This window comes from Amycolatopsis tolypomycina (assembly GCF_900105945.1).
Lineage (GTDB): Bacteria > Actinomycetota > Actinomycetes > Mycobacteriales > Pseudonocardiaceae > Amycolatopsis > Amycolatopsis tolypomycina.
Genome location: NZ_FNSO01000004.1, coordinates 1,605,582 through 1,627,689, shown reverse-complemented (window position 1 = coordinate 1,627,689; position 22,108 = coordinate 1,605,582). Strand labels below are relative to the sequence as shown.

Annotated in this window: 26 protein-coding genes; 13 read left to right on the top strand and 13 right to left on the bottom strand. The window is 72.3% G+C overall.

Annotated features, from left to right (window positions below; genetic code table 11):
* Positions 1 to 21: 21 nt before the first annotated feature.
* The 9 genes from BLW76_RS18265 to BLW76_RS18225 all read right to left on the bottom strand — a co-directional run bounded on the left by BLW76_RS18265 (position 22) and on the right by BLW76_RS18225 (position 7,649).
* Positions 22 to 300: a YggT family protein gene (locus tag BLW76_RS18265; protein ID WP_091308819.1), complete on the bottom strand. Its 279-nt coding sequence runs from the start codon at positions 298 to 300 to the stop codon at positions 22 to 24.
* A 115-nt stretch (positions 301 to 415) separates the two neighbouring features.
* On the bottom strand, positions 416 to 1,015 hold the full coding sequence (locus tag BLW76_RS18260; protein WP_091308816.1) for a cell division protein SepF: 600 nt from the start codon (positions 1,013 to 1,015) through the stop codon (positions 416 to 418).
* A 97-nt stretch (positions 1,016 to 1,112) separates the two neighbouring features.
* Positions 1,113 to 1,823, bottom strand: coding sequence for a YggS family pyridoxal phosphate-dependent enzyme (locus tag BLW76_RS18255; protein ID WP_091308814.1), 711 nt, complete (start codon positions 1,821 to 1,823; stop codon positions 1,113 to 1,115).
* Positions 1,820 to 2,524 carry a peptidoglycan editing factor PgeF gene (gene pgeF / locus BLW76_RS18250; protein ID WP_091308812.1) on the bottom strand — a complete coding sequence of 235 codons (705 nt, stop codon included), beginning with the start codon at positions 2,522 to 2,524 and terminating at the stop codon, positions 1,820 to 1,822. The genes BLW76_RS18255 and pgeF overlap by 4 nt, the downstream gene beginning before the upstream one ends.
* A 217-nt stretch (positions 2,525 to 2,741) precedes the next feature.
* Complete coding sequence (gene ftsZ, locus BLW76_RS18245; protein ID WP_091308810.1) at positions 2,742 to 4,043, bottom strand: cell division protein FtsZ; 1,302 nt, start codon at positions 4,041 to 4,043, stop codon at positions 2,742 to 2,744.
* A gap of 244 nt (positions 4,044 to 4,287) precedes the next feature.
* Positions 4,288 to 5,058, bottom strand: a complete 771-nt coding sequence (locus BLW76_RS18240) for an anti-sigma factor (RefSeq protein WP_244170207.1) — start codon at positions 5,056 to 5,058, stop codon at positions 4,288 to 4,290.
* The gene (sigK, locus tag BLW76_RS18235; protein WP_143060636.1) at positions 5,055 to 5,660 is read right to left on the bottom strand and encodes an ECF RNA polymerase sigma factor SigK; all 606 of its coding nucleotides are present in this window, start codon (positions 5,658 to 5,660) and stop codon (positions 5,055 to 5,057) included. The genes BLW76_RS18240 and sigK overlap by 4 nt, the downstream gene beginning before the upstream one ends.
* The gene (locus BLW76_RS18230) at positions 5,653 to 6,387 is read right to left on the bottom strand and encodes a DUF1365 domain-containing protein (RefSeq protein ID WP_091308803.1); all 735 of its coding nucleotides are present in this window, start codon (positions 6,385 to 6,387) and stop codon (positions 5,653 to 5,655) included. Before BLW76_RS18230 ends, sigK begins: the two co-directional genes overlap by 8 nt.
* Entirely contained in the window at positions 6,381 to 7,649 is a 1,269-nt protein-coding gene (locus BLW76_RS18225; RefSeq protein WP_091308800.1) for an NAD(P)/FAD-dependent oxidoreductase, read from the bottom strand. The genes BLW76_RS18230 and BLW76_RS18225 overlap by 7 nt, the downstream gene beginning before the upstream one ends.
* Before the next feature lie 82 nt (positions 7,650 to 7,731).
* Between BLW76_RS18225 and BLW76_RS18220 the strand changes: the two genes are divergently transcribed.
* Both BLW76_RS18220 and BLW76_RS18215 read left to right on the top strand, forming a co-directional pair.
* Positions 7,732 to 8,994 carry an SAM-dependent methyltransferase gene (locus BLW76_RS18220; RefSeq protein ID WP_091308798.1) on the top strand — a complete coding sequence of 421 codons (1,263 nt, stop codon included), beginning with the start codon at positions 7,732 to 7,734 and terminating at the stop codon, positions 8,992 to 8,994.
* A 2-nt stretch (positions 8,995 to 8,996) separates the two neighbouring features.
* The gene (locus tag BLW76_RS18215; RefSeq protein WP_208613327.1) at positions 8,997 to 9,758 is read left to right on the top strand and encodes a DUF1295 domain-containing protein; all 762 of its coding nucleotides are present in this window, start codon (positions 8,997 to 8,999) and stop codon (positions 9,756 to 9,758) included.
* On the opposite strand, the gene BLW76_RS18210 is transcribed toward BLW76_RS18215, so the two are convergent.
* Positions 9,745 to 10,251 carry a DinB family protein gene (locus BLW76_RS18210; RefSeq protein WP_091308794.1) on the bottom strand — a complete coding sequence of 169 codons (507 nt, stop codon included), beginning with the start codon at positions 10,249 to 10,251 and terminating at the stop codon, positions 9,745 to 9,747. The genes BLW76_RS18215 and BLW76_RS18210 overlap by 14 nt on opposite strands.
* A gap of 81 nt (positions 10,252 to 10,332) precedes the next feature.
* On the opposite strand from BLW76_RS18210, the gene BLW76_RS18205 reads away from it, so the two are divergent.
* From BLW76_RS18205 to BLW76_RS18165, 9 genes are all read left to right on the top strand, one after another.
* Entirely contained in the window at positions 10,333 to 10,776 is a 444-nt protein-coding gene (locus BLW76_RS18205) for a MarR family winged helix-turn-helix transcriptional regulator (RefSeq protein WP_091308792.1), read from the top strand.
* Between the two features lie 9 nt (positions 10,777 to 10,785).
* On the top strand, positions 10,786 to 11,220 hold the full coding sequence (locus tag BLW76_RS18200; protein ID WP_091308790.1) for an OsmC family peroxiredoxin: 435 nt from the start codon (positions 10,786 to 10,788) through the stop codon (positions 11,218 to 11,220).
* A 92-nt stretch (positions 11,221 to 11,312) separates the two neighbouring features.
* A complete protein-coding gene (locus BLW76_RS18195; RefSeq protein WP_091308787.1) occupies positions 11,313 to 12,551 on the top strand; it encodes an acetyl-CoA hydrolase/transferase family protein in 1,239 nt (412 codons plus the stop codon).
* Between the two features lie 318 nt (positions 12,552 to 12,869).
* Positions 12,870 to 13,922, top strand: a complete 1,053-nt coding sequence (locus BLW76_RS18190; RefSeq protein WP_167384644.1) for a C40 family peptidase — start codon at positions 12,870 to 12,872, stop codon at positions 13,920 to 13,922.
* A gap of 96 nt (positions 13,923 to 14,018) precedes the next feature.
* The gene (locus BLW76_RS18185; RefSeq protein ID WP_091308786.1) at positions 14,019 to 14,402 is read left to right on the top strand and encodes a hypothetical protein; all 384 of its coding nucleotides are present in this window, start codon (positions 14,019 to 14,021) and stop codon (positions 14,400 to 14,402) included.
* Between the two features lie 49 nt (positions 14,403 to 14,451).
* The gene (locus BLW76_RS18180; protein WP_091308783.1) at positions 14,452 to 14,988 is read left to right on the top strand and encodes a DUF305 domain-containing protein; all 537 of its coding nucleotides are present in this window, start codon (positions 14,452 to 14,454) and stop codon (positions 14,986 to 14,988) included.
* A 61-nt stretch (positions 14,989 to 15,049) separates the two neighbouring features.
* The gene (locus BLW76_RS18175; RefSeq protein WP_091308781.1) at positions 15,050 to 15,412 is read left to right on the top strand and encodes a BlaI/MecI/CopY family transcriptional regulator; all 363 of its coding nucleotides are present in this window, start codon (positions 15,050 to 15,052) and stop codon (positions 15,410 to 15,412) included.
* Positions 15,409 to 16,344 (top strand): M56 family metallopeptidase, encoded by a 936-nt coding sequence (locus tag BLW76_RS18170; RefSeq protein WP_091308779.1) that lies wholly within the window; start codon positions 15,409 to 15,411, stop codon positions 16,342 to 16,344. The genes BLW76_RS18175 and BLW76_RS18170 overlap by 4 nt, the downstream gene beginning before the upstream one ends.
* An 84-nt stretch (positions 16,345 to 16,428) precedes the next feature.
* A complete protein-coding gene (locus BLW76_RS18165; protein WP_091308777.1) occupies positions 16,429 to 17,013 on the top strand; it encodes a TetR/AcrR family transcriptional regulator in 585 nt (194 codons plus the stop codon).
* Here the strand turns inward: BLW76_RS18165 and BLW76_RS49635 are convergent.
* Entirely contained in the window at positions 16,985 to 18,043 is a 1,059-nt protein-coding gene (locus BLW76_RS49635) for a 4Fe-4S binding protein (RefSeq protein ID WP_167384643.1), read from the bottom strand. The two genes, BLW76_RS18165 and BLW76_RS49635, sit on opposite strands and share 29 nt — an antisense overlap.
* Before the next feature lie 146 nt (positions 18,044 to 18,189).
* On the opposite strand from BLW76_RS49635, the gene BLW76_RS18155 reads away from it, so the two are divergent.
* Both BLW76_RS18155 and BLW76_RS18150 read left to right on the top strand, forming a co-directional pair.
* Positions 18,190 to 19,050, top strand: coding sequence for an alpha/beta fold hydrolase (locus BLW76_RS18155; RefSeq protein ID WP_091308774.1), 861 nt, complete (start codon positions 18,190 to 18,192; stop codon positions 19,048 to 19,050).
* 160 nt (positions 19,051 to 19,210) lie between these two features.
* Positions 19,211 to 20,104, top strand: a complete 894-nt coding sequence (locus BLW76_RS18150) for a LacI family DNA-binding transcriptional regulator (protein ID WP_091308772.1) — start codon at positions 19,211 to 19,213, stop codon at positions 20,102 to 20,104.
* 3 nt (positions 20,105 to 20,107) lie between these two features.
* On the opposite strand, the gene BLW76_RS18145 is transcribed toward BLW76_RS18150, so the two are convergent.
* Complete coding sequence (locus tag BLW76_RS18145) at positions 20,108 to 21,019, bottom strand: glycoside hydrolase family 68 protein (protein WP_091308770.1); 912 nt, start codon at positions 21,017 to 21,019, stop codon at positions 20,108 to 20,110.
* Positions 21,019 to 22,080 carry a LacI family DNA-binding transcriptional regulator gene (locus BLW76_RS18140; protein ID WP_091308768.1) on the bottom strand — a complete coding sequence of 354 codons (1,062 nt, stop codon included), beginning with the start codon at positions 22,078 to 22,080 and terminating at the stop codon, positions 21,019 to 21,021. The genes BLW76_RS18145 and BLW76_RS18140 overlap by 1 nt, the downstream gene beginning before the upstream one ends.
* Positions 22,081 to 22,108 lie beyond the last annotated feature (28 nt).

Here is a 22,108-nt window from a genome sequence, read left to right as displayed (position 1 = left end):
GTCCACCTCAAGTCTCCCCGATCAACTTGGAGGAGTCGCCAGTTGCATCGCGAAGAACACAACCAACAGCAGCACCATAATCGACAAGTCCAGTCCGACGCCGCCGATCCGAACCATCGGAATGATCCGTCTGAACAACCGGACCGGCGGGTCCGTCACTGTGTAGATGGTCTCGAGCGTGACCGCAACCCCTCCGGCCGGATGCCACTCACGCGCGAAGGTCCGGACGAGTTCGACCACGATCCGCGCCGTCAGCAGCAGCCAGAAGGCGAACAGCACGTACCAGACGACCAGCCACACAGCTTCCACGTACCTACTCTAACCGGGCGTCCTCTCCGAAGACGCAGTTGAGGGGGCCGACCCTGGATCGGGTCGGCAAAGTCACGTCTGCTTGCGCTCAGCGGTCCGGGCGACTTCAGCCCCGCAAAAACAATCCGCCCTCGGCAATCCGCCGACGGTCTTCCGCCGTGACATCCACATCGGGCGGTGAGAGAAGGAACACCTTGTTGGTGACCTTGTCCATCGACCCTCTGAGCGCGAACGCCAGCCCGGCGGCGAAGTCGACGAGCCGCTTCGCGTCCGCGTTCTCCATCTCGGTGAGGTTCATGATCACCGGGATGCCCTCGCGGTAGTGCTCCCCGATCGCCCGCGCCTCCGCGTAACTGGTCGGGTGCAGCGTGGTGATGCGGCTCAACGGGTCACGCACCGGCTGGCGCACGACCGGCTCGACGACCGGGCGCAGCCGCGCCACCGGCCCCGGCTGCCGATCCATGGCGAGAGCGCCGTGGACAGCGGGCTCGGCACTGGACACGGAGCGTGACCGACTGCGGCTGACGGGCTCGTCGTACGTGTCGTCGACCTCGCGGTACCGTGAACGCGACGACCGCGGGGCCGGCTCCTCGTAGGAGTCGTAGTCGTCGTCGTAACCGCGCCGGTAGTCGTCCCCGTCGTCGTAGCCGTCGTCGTCAGCGGGCACCATCCCGAAGTAGGCCTTCAGCTTCTGCAGCGCGCTCATGCCTCTCCCTAGCCCTAGCCGCTCCCGCACTGACTTCTCTCCACGCCGTCAGTGCCCCGCGCGGGCGGACACGAAACGTGACGACCGCGCGAGCTCCCTACGGCGAGGCTAAACCGCGTCCACCGAGCAACGCGGTTCCGACACGCACACAGGTCGAGCCGTGCGTGATCGCCTGTTCGAGATCATGGCTCATCCCGGCGGACACGTCTGCGGCATTCGGGTGATCTTTGCGGAGCCTTTCGGCGGCACGCGCCAGCCGCTCGAAGGCGGCAGCCGGGTCGGCACCCAGCGGCGCGACGGCCATCAGGCCGCGAAGCCGCAGCTCTTCGCTCTGCGCGATCCGGTCGGCCAGCGCGCCCAGCTCGCCGAGCGGGCAGCCGCCGCGCTCGGGGTCGTCGTCGAGGCTGGCCTGGATGAGCACGTCGAGGGGTTCGTCACGTATCTGGGCGTCGCGAACCGCACGCACGCCCTTGGCGAGCGCGTCGGCAAGCCGCGCGGAATCGACGGACTGCACTTCGTGTGCCCAGCCGACCACGGACCGCGCCTTGTTCCGCTGCAGCCGGCCGACCATGTGCCACCGCAGCCCGGGGACTTCGGCGGCTTTCGGGCCGGCCTCCTGGTCGCGGTTCTCCCCCACATCGGTGACGCCGAGCTCGGCCAGCAGGGCGACGTCGGACGCGGGGAACGTCTTCGTGATCGCGATCAGCTTCACCTCGTCCCGGGCGCGCCCGGCGGCCCGGCAGGCGGCGGCGATCCGCTCCTCGACCTCGCGCAGGTTCTCGGCCAGCTCGGCCTTCCGCGAGGTCATGCCTCGATCCAGGTGATGCCGGCGATCCGCCCGGTGGTCCCGTCGCGGCGGTAGCTGAACAGCGTCTTGTCCTCGTTCGTGCACCGCGGGTCGACGCCGATCTTGCCGACGCCCAGGTCGGCGAGCTGCCGCCAGAGCCCGGCGCGCAGGTCGAGCCCGGGGGTGCCCTTGCGGGTCTTGCAGGCGGTGCCGGGGACGTGTTTCTCCACGTCGGCGGCCATTTCGGCGGGGACCTCGTAGCAGTCGCCGCAGATGGCCGGGCCGAGCAGCGCCTCGATGCGGTGCGGTTCGGCGCCCACTTCCCGCATGGCCTTGATCGCCGCCGGGACGACGCCGACGCGCGTGCCGACCCGGCCCGCGTGCACCGCCGAGACCACCCCGGCCTCGGCATCGGCCAGCAGGATCGGGACGCAGTCGGCGACCAGCACCACGAGCGCGACGCCCGGGGTCGCGGTCACCAGGGCGTCGGTCGCCTCCGCCGCGGCGGTCTCGGTGCCGTCGACGATGGTCGCCGTCCGGCCGTGGACCTGTTCCATCCAGGCCAGCTTGTCCTCGGCCAGGCCCAGCTCGCTCGCCAGCCGCTTGCGGTTGGCGTAGACGTTGCCCTCGTCGTCGCCGACGTGATCACCCAGGTTGAAGCTGTCGTACGGCGGCCGTGACGCCCCGCCCGCCCTGGTCGTGACCACTCGCCGAACCCGCACGAATCCTCCTGGACGTCAATGAAGTCCCGGCCCCGAGCGCCCCAATGTGGCGTTGGTTGCGTCCAACGCACCCAATGTGGCGTTCGGTGCGTCCAACGCACCGAACGCCACATTGGGGCGCTGGCGGCCGGCCAACAAGGTGAGCCAGACCTCCGAAGTTGCCGAAGGCCATCACCCCCGACTCTAGTTCGCGGGTGACGGCCTTCAGCGGTGGTGGCTAGCGCCGCATGAACGGCGGGACGTCGACCTCGTCGTCCGACGGGTCGTCGTGCACCGGCATCGCGCGGCCGGGCAGGCTGCCCTGCGTGGCGTTGGAGCCGAGCGGCGAGTAGCCGCGCGAGCCGCCGCCGGGCTGCGGCAGCCCGCCGGGCGGCTGGCTGCCGCCGGCAGGCGGGAGCGACGAGTGCGTGCGCGGCGGCGCCACCGGGTAGCCGGAGCTGCCCGCCGACGGGACCGGGGTGGCACCCGACGGCGGCGTCGGCGGGTTCGAGACCTGCCCCGCCGAGGCCGAAGCCGTTGTCGACGAAGAGCGCGAGCCGAACGTCGACGGGTCCAGCTTCTTGTGCGTCGGCGCGCCGGCGTCGAACCCGGCGGCGATCACCGTGACGCGGACCTCGTCGCCGAGGGAGTCGTCGATGATCGTGCCGAAGATGATGTTGGCGTCCGGGTGCGCGGACTCCTGCACCAGCGACGCGGCCTCGTTGATCTCGAACAGGCCCAGGTCGGAGCCGCCGGCGATGGACAGCAGCGCGCCGTGGGCGCCGTCCATCGACGCCTCCAGCAGCGGCGAGTTGATCGCCTTCTCCGCGGCCTGGATGGCCCGGCCCTCGCCGCGCGCGGAGCCGATGCCCATCAGCGCGGAGCCCGCGCCGGACATGACGCTCTTGACGTCGGCGAAGTCGAGGTTGATCAGGCCCGGGGTGGTGATCAGGTCGGTGATGCCCTGGACACCGGAGAGCAGCACCTCGTCCGCGGAGCGGAACGCGTCCATCAGCGAGACGCCGATGTCGCCGAGCTGCAGCAGCCGGTCGTTGGGGATCACGATGAGCGTGTCGCACTCGTTGCGCAGCGCCTGGATGCCCTCTTCGGCCTGCTTGCCGCGCCGCTTGCCCTCGAAGGTGAACGGGCGGGTCACGACGCCGATGGTCAGCGCGCCCAGCTTGCGGGCGATCTGCGCGACGACCGGCGCGCCGCCGGTCCCCGTGCCGCCGCCCTCACCCGCGGTCACGAACACCATGTCGGCGCCCTTGATGACCTCTTCGATCTCTTCGCGGTGGTCTTCGGCGGCCTTCTGGCCGACCTCGGGGGCGGCGCCCGCGCCGAGGCCACGGGTCAGCTCGCGGCCGATGTCCAGCTTGACGTCGGCGTCGGACATGAGCAGTGCCTGCGCGTCGGTGTTCACCGCGATGAACTCGACACCCTTGAGGCCGACCTCGATCATGCGGTTCACGGCGTTCACGCCGCCACCGCCGATGCCGACCACCTTGATCACCGCAAGGTAGTTGTGCGGGGGCGTCATCGAAGTCCGCCTTCCTGATCGTTGTGCCCGTACAGCCCGCCGGCCGAAGATCAAACCCTCGACCTCAACCCCAGATCGAGAGTTATGTCAACCGCCGACGTTAGGCAGGACGGTAGGCACCAGGCAGGCTCTAATCCAGTAGGCACGCCGTGTGTCGCAAAGGTGTTTTGCCACAACACCTTCGAGCGCGCAAGAGCGACGGGCCGCGAGCACCGCTCCCGGCCGATCTGGTATGGCCTGCCGATCAGGCGGGCGCGGGCATGCTCATGAGGACTTCCGACGGCGCTCCGGTGGCCGATCCACCGGGCGGTTCGACGCTCACCGCCACCTTGTCGGCACTGCCGACGCCGTCGGCGACGACCAGGCCGCCCTGGTCCGCGGCCGCGATCACGCCGGCCGAGCGCGGCGCGTCCTTGCCGGTGATCAGCCAGGCTTCGTAGACCTTCCCGCCCGGCTGCGACGGCAGGCCCGCGTCCATCACCATCATCCGGTTCAGCGACCGCGACACCACTACGGTGACGCCGCCGCCGATCGGTGCCTCGCCGTGCGCGGTCTTCGCGTCCGGCGCCGCGAGCAGCGCCGCCACCGGCGCGAACTGCTGTTTCGCCTGGTCGAGGCGGCTCTGCGCGGCCTGCAGCTCCTGCCGCTGGGTCAGCGCGATCCCGCCGAACACCCCGCCCGCGGCGAGCCCGACGACGGCGGCCGCGGCCGCCACGATCACCGCCCAGCGGGGAGCCCGCGCCGAGCGGCGGTGCCGGTCGGGCGAGCCGGGCCGGGTCCGCGGCGGCAGCTGCCGGGTGGCGTGCATGGCGGCCAGCACCCGGTCCTTGAACTCCGGCGGCGGCTCCTCGGCCATCGCCGCGCCCAGCCGGGCCGCGGTCGCGCGCAGCTCGGCGACCTCCTGGGTGCACGAGTCGCACTGCTCGAGGTGGCGGGCGAACTCCGCGCGCTCGACGTCGTTGACGGCGTCGAGCGCGAAGGCACCGGCCAGGGTGTGCATCTCCGGTGTGCTCAAGCGGTCACCCCCAGGCAGTCCCGCAGGCGGATCAGGCCGTCCCGCAGCCGCGTCTTGATGGTTCCTTGCGGCGTCGACAGCACTTCGGCCACCTCGCGATACGTATAGCCCTGGTAATAGGCGAGCAGCACCGATTCGCGCTGCAGGTCGGTCAGGAAGGACAGGCACCGGCGCACCTGGGAGCGTTCGAGCCGCGCGGTGACGGACTCGGCGACCTCGTCGAACGGACGGCCGCGGGCGGCTTCGAAGGTCGCCTTCTGCTCGCGTTCGGTGCTGGCGCGGGCCGAGCGGACGCGGTCGACGGCGCGGCGGTGGGCCAGCGTCATCGCCCAGTTGAGCGCCGAGCCCTTGTCGGGGGCGTACCGCGTCGCGGTGCGCCACAGCTCGACGAGGACCTCCTGGGCGACCTCTTCGGACTGGGCCGCGTCGCGCACGATCCGCCGGACGAGGCCGTAGATCGGCCCGGCGAACTGGTCGTAGAGCAGCTCGAAGGCCCGCTCGTCGCCCTTGGCGACGCGGATCATGAGTTCTTCCGGGGTCGGGCCGGCCGGGGTCTCGGAAGGCACCGGCGCCATCCGGCGCGGGCGGGCCGGCTCATCCATGCAGCTGTCCTCCGGCGTTCTGCGGGGTACGCGGCACGACCGCGGCCTTGCGCAGCCACAGCGTGACGCCGTGGCGGCGGATCAGCGCGGACACCCGCTGCGGGAGCAGCGGCCGGGCCAGGACCAGCCGGGCCAGCCACCGCGGGTTCACCGGGCGGCGAACTCCCCGCAGCGTAGCGACCAGCGGCGTGGCCGTCCCGCGCCGCAACGCGACCGTGAGGTCGAGCAGGGCCTCCGGGCGCGGCAGCCGCATCCGGTACTCGCCGTCCATTTCCTGGAACGGCGAGACGTAGAACTCCTTGGCCGCGCGGGCGAGCCCGGCTTCGTCGGGGTGCAGCAGGTAGGCGTGGCGGCCGCCGTAGGTGTTGTGCACCTCGGCGACGACGCACGCGAGGCGCCCGTCCGGGTCGTGGCACCAGTAGACGCTGATCGGGTTGAACACGTACCCGAGCACCCGCGCGGCGGCCAGCATGACGACCTGCCCGCCGCGCAGGTCGACGCCGCGTTCGGCGAGCCAGGCGTCCAGCTTTTCCCGGATCCCGCGCGGATCCCCGGCGACGAAGTGATCGCGGTGGTCGAACCGCGCGAAGGGCCGCAGCCACCACGGCAGCCGCGGGAGGTCGTCCAGGTCGACCCGCCACAGGTACACGCGGTGGGCGAAGGCGTGCGGCGGGTCGATCCGCCGCACGTGCGCGACCGTGGCGTCGTAGAGCGCGTTCGTCACCACGTCATCCCCAGGCTTTCCGCGGCCCGGGCGCCCGAGGCGCAGCCGTCCTCGTGGAAGCCCCAGCCGTGGTAGGCGCCCGCGTACGCGACGACGCCGTCGTTGAGCTCGGGCAGCCGGCGTTGCGCGGCAACGGATTCCGGCGTGTAGACCGGGTGTTCGTACCGCATCCGCGCCACGACGTGCTCCTCGCCGGGGCCGTCGCCGGGGTTGAGCGTGACGACGTAGCCGGTCGCCTCGTCGAGCCGCATCAGGCGGTTCATGTCGTAGCTGACCTGGACCGCGCCGGTGGGCGCGCCGCAGACGGGGGCGCGGTAGTTCCAGCCGGCCCTGGCGTCGGGCAGCGAGGGCAGGACGCTCGTGTCGGTGTGCAGCCAGGCCTCGTTCTCCGAGTACCGGAACGCGCCGAGCACCGCGCGCTCGGCGGCGGTCGGGTTGGCCAGCAGGGCGAGGGCCTGGTCGGCGTGCGTGGCGACGACGACCTTGTCGACGCGGTGCGGCGTGTCGGCGTCGTCGCGGATCTCGACGCCGCCGGCGGTCCGCAGCACCGACCGCACCGGCGTCGACAGGTGCACCGCCGTCAGCTGCTTCGCCGCGAGCTCGACGTACTCGCGCGAGCCGCCCACGACGGTCCGCCAGGCGGGCGAGTCCTTCACCGAGAGCATGCCGTGGTTGCGGAGGAACTCGAACAGGTACCGCGCCGGGTACCGCAGCGTGTCGGCGCGGTCGGCGGACCAGACCGTGGACACCAGCGGCAGCATGAAGTGGTCGACGAAGTAGCGGGTGTAGCCGCCGATGGCGAGGAACGCGCCGAGCGTGACGTCGCCGGCGTCCGGCGCCGCCAGCAGCCGCTTCGCGTGCCGGTGGAACCGCTTCACCTCGGCCAGCATCCGCAGGTACCGGCCGCGGACGGCGTTGCCGCGCTGCGCGAACAGCCCGGCCAGGCCCTTGGCGCCGGCGTACTGCAGGCCGCAGCCGTCGCAGCGGATGCTCATCGACATCTCGGTGTCGCGGGTGTGCACCCCCAGCTCGCCGAAGAGTTTCAGCAGGGTCGGGTAGGTGCGCTCGTTGTGGACGATGAAGCCGGAGTCCACGCCGACGGTGCCGCCGTGGGTGCTCGGCACGTCGTGCGTGTGCGCGTGCCCGCCCAGGCGGTCGTCGGCCTCGAACAGCAGAACCTCGTACTTGCGCTGCAGCAGGTATGCGGCGGTCAGTCCGGCCACCCCGCTGCCGATGACGCCGATGCGTTCTCCCGTGATCTCCACACCGGTGCTTCGGGACCGCGGCCCGGCCGGATTGCCGGACCGGGCGACCAATCCACCGCGGGGAGCGGAGCGAATCCCGGGCATGCCGCACACCACCGCGCACCACCTCGCCTCGTTCGCCGCGAAACTGCTCGGCGGGCCCCTCCCCGTGGGCCTGCGGACCTGGGACGGCACCCGCGCCGGCCCGGCGGACGCGCCCACCGTCGTGCTCCGCAACCGCCGTGCCCTGCGCCGCCTGCTCTACGCGCCCGGCGAGCTGGGGCTCGCCCGCGCCTACGTCACCGGCGACCTCGACGTCGAAGGCGACCTGGCGGACGGCTTCCGCCGGATCTGGGCGCTGACCCGCTCAGGGGAGCTGAACCGGGTGAAGGTGGGGCCGCGCGAGTGGGCCGAAGCCGTCCGGCTGGCCGCCCGGCTCGGCGTCGCCGGGCTGCCGCCGAAGCCGCCCGCCGAGGAGGCCCGGCTGTCCGGGAAGCTGCACAGCCTGCTGCGCGACCGCTCGGCCATCGCCCACCACTACGACCTGAGCAACGCCTTCTACCAGCTGCTGCTGGACGAGTCGATGGCGTATTCGTGCGCGTACTTCACCTCCCCCGAGCAGCCCCTCGAACAGGCCCAGCACGACAAGCTGGAGCTGATCTGCCGCAAGCTGGGGCTGCGACCGGGCATGCGGCTGCTGGACGTCGGCTGCGGCTGGGGCTCGCTGCTCGTCCACGCCGCGAAGCACCACGGCGTCGAGGCCGTCGGCATCACGCTCTCGGCCGAGCAGCTGCAGCACATCCGCGGCCGGCTCGCCCAGCACGACCTCGAGGACCGCGTCGAGGTGCGCCGCCAGGACTACCGGGAGCTGCCGGACGCGCCGTTCGACGCGGTCGCGTCGATCGAGATGGGCGAGCACGTCGGCGAAGTCAACTACCCGGCGTACGCGGCGACGCTGCACCGGATGGTGAAGCCGGGCGGGCGGGTGCTGCTCCAGCAGATGTCCCGCGGGCAGGTCGCCCCCGGCGGCGGCGCGTTCATCGAGCGGTACATCGCGCCGGACATGACGATGCGCCCGGTCGGCCGGACGATCGACCACCTGGAGACGGCAGGCCTCGAGGTCCGGGACGTGCACGCGCTGCGCGAGCACTACGTGTGGACGGTCCGGGCCTGGGCCGCCACCCTGGAGGAGAACTGGGCCGACGTCGTCGCGCTCATCGGGGAGACGGGCGCGCGGGTGTGGCGGCTGTACCTGGTGGGCGGGGCGCTGGCGTTCGAGGAGAACCGGATGGGCGTGGACCAGGTCCTGGCGGCGCGGCCGCACTCCGACGGCACCAGCGGCATGCCCGCGACGCGGGAGTGGTGACGATGCCGCAGCTGCTCGTCACGGCCGCCGTCACCCTCGTGGCGGTGGCCGTGACCTTCGCGATCGCGCGGGCGCGCCGTCGCTACGACACGATCGACACGTTCTGGGGGCTCGGCTTCGCGATCGTCGCGGTCGCCGCCTTCCCGTTCGGCGACGGCCCGCTCTCCCTGCGGGTCGTGGTGGTGCTCCTGACGGTCGTCTGGGGCGTGCGGCTTTCGGTGCACCTGCACCTGCGCAACCACAAGCTGCCGGAGGACCCGCGGTACGCGCGGATGGGCCACGGGCCGGCGAAGATGTTCGTGCGCGTGTACCTGTTCCAGGCCGTGGTGCTGTACTTCGTTTCGCTGCCGGTGCAGTTCGCGGTGGACGGCACCGGGATCGGCGTGCTCGGCTGGCTCGGGATCGCGGTGTGGCTGGTCGGCTTCGCGTTCGAGACGATCGGCGACGACCAGCTCCGCCGCTTCAAGGCCGACCCGGCCAACCGCGGCCGCGTGCTGGACACGGGGTTGTGGCGCTACACCCGGCACCCGAACTACTTCGGCGACGCGTGCGTCTGGTGGGGCCTGTACCTCCTGGCGTGTTCGACGTGGCCGGGCGCGGCGACGATCCTCTCCCCCGTGGCGATGACGTTCACCCTGGCCCGCGGCACGGGGAAACCGTTGCTGGAGAAAGGAATGGCCCGCACCCGCCCGGCGTACGCGCACTACGTCGAGCGAACCAGCGGCTTCTTCCCGCTGCCGCCGAAGAAGGTCACTCCCCGGTGAGGCCGTCGGTCAGCTCGCGCAGGACATCGAGGTGGCCGACGTGCCGGGCGGTCTCCTCGATCATGTGCGTGAGCACCCAGCGGACGTTGAAGGTCTCGTCCTTGTGCGTGACTTCGTCGTCGAGGCCGTGCGCGGCGATGATCTCGCGGCTGCGGGCGCACTGCTTCTCGTAGTCCGCGAGGAGCTGTTCGACGGTGGTCCCGGGCGGGACCCGGAACTCGGCGTCCGGGTCCTGCTCGAGCTTCTCCGCCCAGGTGTCCTCCTCGCCGTCGACGACCACGCCGAACCAGAACCACTCGTTGAGCGTGAGGTGCGCGACGAGCCCGGCGACGGTGGTGAGTTCGCTGGGCAGGTGCGCTCGCCGGGCCTGGTCGCCGGTGAGGCCGCCGGCCTTCCACGCGACGGTGGCGCGGTGGTAGTCGAGCAGGCTGGTGAGGATTTCGCGCTCGCCGCCGGTCAGCGGGACGGCCGGGCGCTCGGGTCGTTCGGTCATGGCCGGGAGTCTGCCAGGCACCACCGACAGGTTTTCCCAAATACCTTGCGCACGATGTAATCGTGGGCTAGGTTTGCGGACGTGCCCGATGAGTTCCTCCTGGACGAGCAAACCTGCTTCGCGCTCTACGCGGCGTCGCGCGCGGTGACGGACACCTACCGTCCCCTGCTCGGCGAACTGGGTCTCACCTACCCGCAGTACCTGGTGCTGCTGGTGCTGTGGGAGTCCGACGACCGGCCGGTCAAGGAGATCGGCGAGGCGCTGCACCTGGACTACGGCACGCTTTCCCCGCTGCTCAAACGACTCGAGGCCAACGGGCTGGTGACGCGGACGCGACTGCCCGCGGACGAACGCACCGTGGTGATCAGCCTGACCGGCGAGGGCCGGGCGGTGCGCGAGCGCGCCGCCGGTGTTCCCTCGGCGATCGGCTGCGCGCTGGGCCTCGACGACACCGCGCGGCGGGAACTGATCAGGACCCTGCGGCGGCTGACAGCCTCGGCCGCCGCGTATTCATCCGAGCATTGAGGAGGCTTTATGCCCAGCCGTGACGCCACCACCCACTGGGTCGGCGGACTGAACAGCGGGAAGGGCGAGGTCACGCTGGACTCGTCCAACGCGGGCACGTTCGCGGTCTCGTTCCCCACCCGGGCGGGCAACCCGGACGGCCAGACCAGCCCCGAGGAGCTCATCGCGGCGGCGCACTCGTCGTGCCTGGCGATGAACCTGTCGGGCGTGCTCGAGTCCCACCAGCTCACCGCGGACTCGATCGACGTGAGCGCGGAGGTGACGCTCGGCCCGGCCAAGGGCGGCGGCTTCGAGATCAGCGGCATCGCGATCACCCTGCGCGCGTCGATCCCGGGCGTGACGGCGGAGCAGTTCGCGGAGTACGCGGAGACGGCGGAGAAGACGTGCCCGGTGTCGAAGGCACTGGCGGGCACGACGATCACCATGGACGCGGCCCTCGCCTGACGTGCTTTCCCCGGAGACGGCCCCCGCTGCGGCGGGGGCCGTTTCCGGTTTCCGGCATGATCGACAGCGAACGACCAACGGAAGGGCCGTCGATGCGGATCTTGTCGGAGTCACAGCTGGGCGCCGTGCTGGCGGGGGTGCCGGGGCCGGCGCCGCGGGTGGTCGTCAGCGGGAACTTCGCCACGCCCGCGCGGGCCCTCGCGGTCCTCGACTCCGCTCTCGCCGAGTACCGGCTGTTCGCGTTGAACGCGCAGGCCGGCCTGCCGGACCGGCCGGGCGTGCTGCTCGAGACGCCGTTCGTCGGGCCGGGGATGCGGCGCCGGGCCGGGCTGCGGTACTTCCCGTGCCGGTTGTCGCTCGTTCCCGAGCTGCTCAAGCGCTCGCTGCCGCCGGATGTCGTCCTCGTGCACACGTCCCCGGTGGTGGACGGCACGGTCTCGCTGGGCACCGAGGTCAACATCCTGCCCGCGGCGATCGAAGCCGTCCGGGCCCGGGGCGGCCTGGTGATCGCGCAGCTCAACCCGAACATGCCGTTCACACACGGCGACGGCGTGCTGCCCGTCGACGAGATCGACCACGCACTGGAAGCCGACGAGCCGCTGCTGTCACCCGAGCCGCGGCCGCTGGGCGACGCGGCCCGCACGATCGGCGGGCGGGTGGCCGAGCTGGTCGCCGACGGCGCGACGCTGCAGCTGGGCATCGGCGGCATCCCGGACGCGACGCTGGCGGCCCTCACCGGGCGCCGGGGGCTCGCGGTGTGGTCGGAGATGTTCAGCGACGGCGTGCTCGGCCTCGACCGGGCCGGCGCGCTGGACCCGGCCGTGCCGGTGACGGCGTCGTTCGTGTTCGGCAGCGCGGAGCTGTACCGCTGGATCGACCGCAACCCCCGCGTCCGGCTGCTGCGCACCGAGAAGACCAACGACCCCGCGGTGATCGCCCGCCGTCGCGCGCTCGTCTCGGTGAACAGCGCCCTGGAGGTCGACCTGTTCGCCCAGGCCAACGCCAGCCGGGTCCGCGGCTCGATCCACTCCGGCTTCGGCGGCCAGACCGACTTCGTGGTCGGCGCGCTGCACTCCCCCGGCGGCAAGGCGATCATCGCCCTGCCGTCGTGGCACCCCAAGGCCGGCGTGTCGACGGTCGTGCCCCGGCTCGCCGGACCCGTCACCTCGTTCCAGCACAGCTTCATCGTCAGCGAGAACGGCACCGCGACGATCTGGGGCAACGACTCGAGCGAGCAGGCCCAGCAGATCGTGGACCACATCGCGCACCCGGACGTCCGCGGCGAGCTCGTGGCGCGCGGCCGCGAGCTCGGGTTCACCCTGCACGGCTGAGCCCGGGTTTCCCGCCCGGCAAGCCGAAAGAACCTACTATAGCGGGTAGTAGCAGCGCGGCACACAGTGGTACCCGGCGCGATTTTCTTTGCCGGATAACACCAGCTCAGGCGCCGAGCCGGATTTTTGTTCCCCCGAAAGGTGGACGTGAACGCCTGGCGTTCGTAACCTGGCCGAGATCTCGCGACCGGAGCCGCCGAACCCCGGCGGCGCCGCGGGATCGCCGCCGGGGAACCGGAATCCGCCACGCGCGTCTCCAGGTGCGATGCCGCGCGTCCGGGTGCCGGCGGCCGACCAGAGAAGGAGAAACCCGCGACCGTGCAGTCGCATCCCGTCAGGCGCGTGGTGTCCGGAGCGCTCGCCGCGGCCTCGGTGATCACCCTCGTCACCGTGGCCCAGCCCGCCGCCACCGCCGCCCCCGTCCCCGTCCTCCAAGCCCCGCCCACCGGCTCGGACGCCCTCGCGAAGTACCGCGATCTGGCTTCCCAGGCGGAAAAACTCAACGAAGACCTCCTCAAGGCCCAGAGCGACCTCGACGCCCGGCAGGCCGAGCTCGACAAGGCCACCACCGACGTCACCGCCGCGAAGGACCAGGGTGTCAAGGCCGCGGAAGACCAGAAGAAGTACCAGGCCGAGGTCGACAAGTTCGCCGGCGCCTCGTTCACCAGCGGCGTCCAGCTCAACAAGCTGTCCGCGTTGCTGGCCGGAACGTCCACACAGGACTTCCTGGACCGTTCCTCGGCCCTGGAGATCATCGCGACCGAGAAGAGCGGCGCGATGAACGACCTGACGGGCGCCGTCCGGCAGGCCGCCGAAGCCACCACCAAGGCCACGGACGCCGCGAAGCGCGCCCAGGACGCGCGCGACGCGGCGGCCAAGCTGACCGAGGACATCAAGGCCAAGCAGAAGACCCTGAACGACCAGATCGAGCAGGTCAAGGCCGCCGACCGCAACCTCACGACGGCCGACCGGGCCGCCCAGCGCGACACGGGCGGCAAGGCACCAGGCCTCAAGGCCCCGACGGCGGCCGCCCAGACGGCGGTCAACGCGGCACTGAGCAAGCTGGGCAGCGCCTACGTCTGGGGCGCCACGGGCCCGAGCACGTTCGACTGTTCGGGCCTGCTGCTGTGGGCGTACGGAAAAGCAGGAATAACGCTGCCCCGCAACTCGGCAGCCCAGGCCCGGTTCGGCACCCCGGTACCACGCGACCAGCTACAACCAGGCGACCTGGTGGCCTACTACTCACCGGTCTCCCACATCGGAATGTACCTGGGCGACGGCAAGATGGTCCACGCCCCAACGACAGGCGACGTAGTGAAGATCTCGCCGCTGCAGAGCCAGTACGCCGGCGCGACCCGGCCCACCTCCTGAGGCAGGACGCGGGGCGGCGCGTTTCCGTGGCGCCGCCCCGCGTCCGGCTACTAACCCGCTTAGTAGTCGTCGCGCGCGCCGGGGTACGGTGAACCCATGACGCACCGCCTGGGCCGCGCACAGCAGGTGATCCTGCTGTGCCTGCTGGCCCTGTGCGTCACGGCAATGCACCACATCTCGGCGTCGAGCAACGAGCCAGACACCATGGCAGCCGTCGCGACGAGCATGCCAACCGCCGACACCGCGGACGAGCACCCCGAACCCGCCCACAACGGCCCCCACGACCTGCTCCACCTCTGCCTGGCCATCCTGACCGCACTCGGCAGCCTCCTCCTGCTGGCCTGGCTACTGCTCCCCAGACAGCCAGGCACCCCAAACCCCGCCCAACCGACGTCCCCACGGGGGTCACCGGCCCCCGACCGCCCACCGGACAGACCAGGGCGGACGATCCTGACCTCTCTCTGCGTGCTGCGGGTGTGACCGGCCGGAGCAACCCGGCCCTCCCCCCACCTCCAGAGAAGGTCCTGTCATGCGAAAAATCCTGTTCTTCGGCGCACTCGCCGTCGCCGCCACCCTCGTCCTCGGCGCGTGCAGCAGCAGCGACACACCGCCCGGCCACAACGCCGACGACGTCACATTCGCCCAGCAGATGATCGCCCACCACACCCAAGCGCTCGAAATGGCAAAGCTGGCCCCCTCCCGCAGCACCAACCCGAAGGTCCTCGACCTCGCCACCCGAGTCGAGCAGGCCCAGGACCCCGAGATCAAGCAGCTGCAGGGCTGGCTGACCACCTGGGCCGCGACCCCGGACATGCCGGGAATGAACCACGGCACCACCCCCGGCATGATGCCGACCGAGGACATGGCGAAGCTCGAGGCCGCAAAGGGCACCGAGTTCGACCGGATGTGGCTGGCCATGATGATCGACCACCACCAGGGCGCGATCGACATGGCCAAGACCGAGCTGACCAAGGGCGGCAGCACGGACGCGAAGGCGCTCGCGCAGAAGATCGTCGACGCCCAGCAGGCCGAGATCACCGAGATGCGCGGCTTGCTCCAGAGCTGACTCCGGCGGGCGAGCCCGTGCCCGGCGCGGGCTCGCCCGTATCCTGGCCCGCGGAGGTCTGATGCGGCAGTTCGGCGAACTCGAAGCGGCGATCATGGACGTGCTCTGGGCGGCGGCGGAGCCCCTGCGGGTCCGTGACGTCCTGGACGTGCTGAACTCCGACCGCGACCTGGCCTACACCACGGTGATGACCGTGCTGACCAACCTGCACCGCAAGGGGTGGGTGGAGCGCGAGCGGGAAGACCGCGCGTACCGCTACCGCACGGTGACCACCCGCGAGGAGGCCACCGCGCAGACGTTGCGCGAGCTCCTGGACTCGGCCGACGACCGCGAGTCGGTCCTCCTGCACTTCGTGAGCTCGGCCACGGAGGAGGAGTCGGACATCCTCCGCCGGGCGCTGCGGCGGAAGGCGCGCAAGCGATGATCCCCGCGGCCGCGCTGCTGGCCGGCGCCGCGGTGATCGGCTGGGGGTCGCCCCGGGCCCTCGGCAGGCTCGCCGCCGCCGGCGTCGGCCCCGGGACGGTGCTCGCGTGGTGGCTGCTCGCCGCGCTCGGCGTCGTCGCCGGTGTGGCCGGCAGCGTCGTGCTGCTCGTGCTGCCCGGCCACGGCCCGGCGGGCGCGGTGCTGCGGGTGCTGCACGACTGCTGGTCGACGCTCGGCCACGACGGCTTCCCGGCGCTCGACCCGCTCGCCGCCACCGGCGCGGCGGCCCTGCTGGCCACGGCGGCCGTCCGCCTGGCCCGCCACGCCCTCGACCGGCGGCGGCACCGGACCGTGCTGCACCGCAGGCACCTGCAGGCCCTGCGGCTGGCCGGCGACGAGCGCCCGCTGCCCACGCTGTGGCTGCCGGACGCCCGGCCGATCGCCTACAGCATGGGCGGCCGCCGTCCGCTGGTGGTGGCCAGCACGGGGCTCGCGAACCGGCTCACCGAGCCGGAGCTGCGCGCGGTGCTGGAGCACGAGCGCGCCCATGTCCGCGGCCACCACCACCTGCTGACGGGCTGGGCGGAGGTGCTCGGCCGCGCGTTGCCGTTCATCCCGCTCGTGCGCGAGCTCCCGACGGCCACCCGCCTGCTGGTCGAGCTGGCGGCCGACCGGGCGGCCTCGGCCCGCTGCGGAGCGGCACCGCTGCGCTCGGCACTGCTGAGGATCCGCCCGGCCGACGGCCCCCGGCGGGCTTTGGCGATGACCGGCGGCGACACGGCGATCCGGGTGGACCGGCTCGACGTGGTCGCGCGGAAGCCGCGGCCGGCTGCCCGGGTCGCGGCCGTCGTGGGCGGGGTGGCCGCGTTGCTGGCGCCGCCGGCGGTGGCGGTGGCGCTGGTCGTGGGCACCGGGCTCGTCGTCTGCCCGTGACGTCGGCCGGGTCGGCGGGCAGGCCCGCCCCGCTCGAAACCGATCGGTTTCCCACCCGCGGCAACCGGGGCTAACCTCGCAGGGGTGACCACCGAAACCACCCCACGGGAGAGGCTGCTGGCCGCGGCCGCCGAGCTCACCTACCGCGACGGGGTGGGCATCGGGGTCGAGGCGCTGTGCAAGGCCGCCGGCGTCTCGAAGCGGTCCCTCTACCAGCTGTTCGACAGCAAGGACGAACTGCTCGCCGCCAGCCTCAAGGAAGGCGCCGCCGCCTTCGTGGCCGGCCTGCTCCCGCCCGCCGAAGACGGCCGCGGGGCGCGGGCGCGGATCATGCACGTCTTCCGGCAGCTCGAAACCCAGGCCGGCGCGCCCGGGTTCCACGGGTGCCGGTACCTCGCCGCGCAGATCGAGCTCAAGGATCCGCGGCACCCCGCGAGCAAAGTGGCCCGGCGGATCAAGCGCAACCTGCTGGGTTTCTTCCGCCGTGAAGCCGAACAAGGCGGCGCGGTCGATCCCGACCTGCTGGCCCGGCAGCTCCTCGTGGTCTTCGACGGCGCCAGCGCGCGGGCCGGCATCGGCGTCGACGACCTCCGGGGGCTGGTCGGCCCCACCGTCACCGCCCTGCTCGACGCGGCGGGTCTCAAGCCGGCGGCCGCCAGCCGCCGGTGACCTCCTTGACCGGCTTGTGCGGGAAGCGGCTGCGGGCGTACTCCTGCGCCCGGGAGCCCGGCATGACGTACAGCGTCTCGCGCTTCTCCCGCAGCGGCCGCAGCACCGTGTCCAGGAACCTCTTGCGGTCCTCCAGGTACGGGCCGAGGACGTCCTCGCCCGCGGGGCAGACCGCCAGGCAGTACCCCGACTTGTACCCCGGCGGCGAGCTCAGGCTCTGCCACAGGGAGGCGTTCTCGGCGTCGGTGACCCGGGTGCGGTAGTCCGCGGCGTCCGCGCTGTCGGCCACGGTCTGCGCCCAGTCGGTGAACCCGCTCATGAACTCGCGGTAGTTGTGGGTGGTGCAGGCCAGCCCGTCGAACTGCCCGTCCTTGCCGATCGCCCCGACCGGGCAGGCCGAGACGCACAGCTTGCAGTCGATGCAGGGGTTGTAGTCCAGCGCCTGCCCGTACTCGCTCACCTCCGCGTCCACCAGCACCGTGGCCAGCAGCACGAAACTGCCGAACTTCGGGTGGATGACGTTGCGGTGCAGGCCCATCACGCCGAGCCCGGCGGCGACCGCGACCGTCTTGTGCGCCACCACCCAGATCCGGTCGGTGCCGAACCGGTCCATCTCCTGTGGGAAGCCGACCGACGGGTTGATCGCGTGGTGGCCGGCGTCCTGCAGGGCCTGGACGACGCTGCGGGCGGCGTGGTTGGCCTGCTCGTCGGTCTGGTGGAACTCCTGGTTGGCGACGCTGCGCGCCGGCGAACGGCAGTTGTCGCGGTTCATCCGGAACGCCATCGCGATCAGGCTGCGGGTGCCGGGCAACGCGCCCAGTACGTACTCGCGCTCGCCGGCCAGGTCGGGGTGGTCGAGGCTCACCGCGGCGACGTCGTCCGCGCCGGCCGCCAGGCACAGCTCGCGCAGCCGGGCCGCGTCGAGCACCGGCGGCGGCCCCGCGTCCGCCCGGCGCCGCGCGAGCACGGCCCGCACCGACGGGTGCGCGGCCAGTTTCGCCGGCAGCGCCGGCTCTTTCCCGGTTGTCATCCGGCCTCCTCGGTCGCGGGACCCACGGCGTAAACCGATCGGTTTCCACTACCGTAGCAGCCCGCCTTGTCCCCGGAAACCGATCGGTTTACGATCGCTGGAAACCGATCGGTTTCCGATCGTCCCCCGCACAGGAAGCCGGCGAGATGCCCGAAGCAGCCCGACCCACGATTTCCGTGCCCGGCACGACCAGCCACACCCTCGGCGCGGGAGGGCAGCACGAGGGCGCGTTGCGCTACCTGAAGGCGGGCACCGGCGCTCCCCTGGTCCTGCTGCACACCGTCCGCACGCAGGCCGAGCACTTCCGCGCGCTCATCCCCCTGGTCGCCGGCCGGTTCACGGTGTACGCCCTCGACCTCCCGGGGATGGGCCACTCCGACATCGTGCCCGGCGCGTCCTACGACGAGCCCGCGCTGCGCGCCGGCGTCGAGCGCCTGCTCACCGGACTCGACCTCGAGGACGTGACGCTGCTCGGCGAGTCCATGGGCGCGGTACTCGCCCTCACCACCGCGGCCGGCCTGCCGGACCGGGTCCGGCGCGTCATCGCGGTGAACGCCTACGACTTCCGCGGCGGGATCGCCCGGTCCGGCCTCCTCGCCCGCGCCGTGGTCACCGGCGTCCGGGCGCCGGGCGTGGGCCCGGTCGTCGCCGGGATCGAACCGAAGGCCGCGCTGCGCAGGATCCTGCGGGGCGGGCTCGGCGACAAGTCCGCCCTGCGCGAGGACTACCTGGCCGAACTCCTGCAGGTGGGCCGCCGTCCCGGCTACCCGGTCGTGGCCCGCGGCGTTTACCGGAACCTGCCGAGCCTCATCGCGGCCCGCTCGCGCTACCGCGAAGCCAAGGCACCCGTCCACCTCGTCTACGGCGAGCGGGACTGGTCCCGGCCGTCGGACCGCCAGGCCAACAAGGACCTGCTCACCGACACCGCGTTCACGCAGGTGCCGGGCGCGGGCCACTTCATCGCCCTGGAACGGCCCGACGTGCTGGCCGACATCCTGGCGGAATGATCGAATCGGTTCGATCATCACCTTTCCCGGTGAATACGATCGGACCAGCTCGGATCTGCTTGCTTATCCCCGAGGGGTGTTCTACGTTCGGATGTCGTCGATGCGGTTCGACGGATCGTGACGGGTCGCCGGCTCCTGGGGGGAGGCTGTCGGGAACGCCATGCGCAAGCGCGCTCACCACCGGCAGGCCGGCACACGGCCCGCGGCCGGCCAGCGGACGAACGTCCTGGCCCTGGTCGTCCCCCTGCGCGCCGGCGCCCACGACGTCGTCGTGCGCGAGTTCGTGGCCGCCGCCATCGCCGCGGCCGGCGCCCGCGAACACGCCCTGCTCCTGCTCACCGCCGAAGAAGGTCCGGCCGCACTGCGCCGCGCGGTCTCCTCGTCCGTCGCCGACGGCGTCGTGGTGATGGACGTCGAAGCGGCCGACCCCCGCGTCCCGGTGCTGCTCGGCCTGGGCAGGCCCGCCGTGCTGATCGGCGTGCCGGACCGCCCGCGCGGGCTCGGCTGCGTGGACCTCGACTTCGCCGCGGCGGGTGCGCTGTGCCTCGGTCACCTCGCCGGCCTCGGCCACGAGCACGTGGCCCTGATCGGCTCGCCCCCGGCCACCTACCGGCGCGGCAGCAGCGCCGCGACCCGGCTCGCGCGGGGCTTCACAGCCGAGGCGGACCGCCGCCACATCCGGGCGAAGACGCTGGCGTGGGGCACCACCCACCGCCAGACGCTCCGCGGCCTGGACGCGCTCTTCGCCCGCCACCCGGACGTCACCGGTCTCGTGGTCCACAACGAAACGGCGCTGCCCGCGGTGCTCGCGGGCCTGCGCCAGCGGGGCCTGCGGGTGCCCGAGGACGTCTCCCTCGTCGCGGTCTGCCCGGACAGCCTGACGGCCCACAGCCTGCTGGAGCTGACCTGCCTGGCGATCCCGGCGCGCGAACTCGGCGCGCTGGCCGTCGAAACGGTGATCCGCCAGGTGGACGGCGACAGCGCACCGGAGACCCGGCTGCTGGTCCCGGAGCTGACCGCCCGCGCCAGCACCGCGCCGCCACGCCTGCGGTAGCCCTCAGACCACCTGCAGCCCCGCGGAAGCGGTGTAGCGGACCGCGAAGGGGTCGGACAGCTCCCCGGCGAACGCACCGTCGCGTTCGGACACGAAGCCGATCAGGTGCCACGCGTTCCCGGCGTCGCGGACCAGGCGGGGCGCGTAGAGCCCGGGGCAGGACACGGGCCGGGCGAGCGAGAGGTCCCACGGCCCGGTCACCGCGGGACCGGGCACCGCCCACACCGCACCCTCGGCCGCACGGGCGCCCAGGTTGCTGCAGAACAACAGCAGCGGCTGCCCGTCGACGACCGCGACCTGGGGCACCTCGAGGTGGCCGAAGCCGCCGGGCCGGGTCAGCGGGGGCCGGACCGTCCAGTTCAGCAGGTCCGCCGAGAAAGCGTGGCCGATGACGCCGTCGCCGTCCTTGCCGTGCGCGGTGACGAGCATGTGCCAGCCGTCCCCGCCGGGCGCGGGGAACACCCACGGGTCCCGCCAGGCTTCGCCAGCCCAGTCCGCGCGGCCGTCGAGGGCGTACCAGGTCGGGTCGGGCTCGACCAGTGGCTTCGTCCCGAAGCGGTGCCACGTGTGCAGGTCGTCGGAAACGGCGAGGCCGATCCGCTGCACCGCGTGGTCGCCGTCGTCGCGGACGCCCGTGTAGAACAGGTACCACCGCCGGTCGGGACCGCGGACGACGGAACCGGTCCAGGTGGCGAGGTCGTCCCACGCCGGCCCGTCGGCGGGCACGAGGGCGTCGGCGACGAGCTCCCAGTTCCGCAGGTCGCGGGAGACGGCGTGGCCGATCGACGCCCGCCGGTGGCGCCGCTCGGGATCGAGCAGCGCCCGCGAGGCGCGCAGGAAGAAGACGTGGTGGCGGCCGTCGTCGTCCGTCGTGTACCAGCTGTCCCACACCCAGTGGTCGGGCAGGCGCAACATCAGGAGCCCTCCGGCTGCCGCGGGCGGGTGACCGAAGCGCGGGTGCGCAACGGCATCGGGATGCGGTGGACCGGCTTCTCCCCGGTGGTTTCGCCGTTGATCTCGGCGAAGAGCGCGTCGACCGCCCGGCGGCCGAGCTCGTAGTACGGCAGGGCGACGGTCGTGAGCTGGGGCCGCATCCACGACGCGAGCGGGTGGTCGTCGAACGAGACCACCGAGACGTCGTCCGGGACGCGCAGCGAGGCGTCGTCCAGCGCCTGGTACGCCCCGAAGGCGAGCCGGTCGTTGAGGCAGATCAAGGCACGCGGCCGGGTGCGGCGCAGCAGGGCGCTGGTCGCTTCGAAGCCGTGTTCGGGCAGCCAGTCGGCGGTCCGGGTGCCGCTCGCGATCTCCACGCCGGCTTCGGCGAAGACCTCGCGGATGCCGACGAGCCGTTCGACGGCGGCGACGCTGTCCCGCGGCACGTTCCGGATCCCCGGCCCGGCGCCGATCAGGTGGATGCCGTCGCGGTGCCCGGCTTCCAGCAGCACCCGCGCGGCCGCGCGGCCGGCCTCGACCTCGTCCGGGACCACCACGGGCAACGGCGAAGGCGTCTTCGGCACGGCGTTGAGCAGCACCGCGGAAGCCGCCCGCAGGTTGCCGGGCACCGTGACGCGCCGGGTGTACATCGAGGCGAAGACGATCCCGTCGACCTGGCGGTCGTGCATGCCTTCCAGCAACGCGTGTTCGAGCTTGCTGTCCCCTTCGGACTCACCGATGAACAGCAGGACACCGCGGTCGCGGGCGGCTTCGATCGCGCCCTTGATCATGTCGCCCGCCAGCCGGGAGGTGGCGACCGTGTCGGAGACGAACCCGATGGTCAGGGTGCGCCCGGTGCGCAGCCCGGCGGAGACGATGTTCCGCCGGTAGCCCATTTCCTCCGCCAGCGCCTTGAGGCGTTCCTGGACCTCGTCCGAAATGCGCAGCTCCGCACCGCGTCCCGAAAGCACCAGGGACGCGGTGCTCCGCGACACCCCCGCTGCCTTGGCGACGTCGGCCAGCGTGACCCGTCGTGGGCTCACCGTCGCACCCCCGCCTTTCCGCGAACCT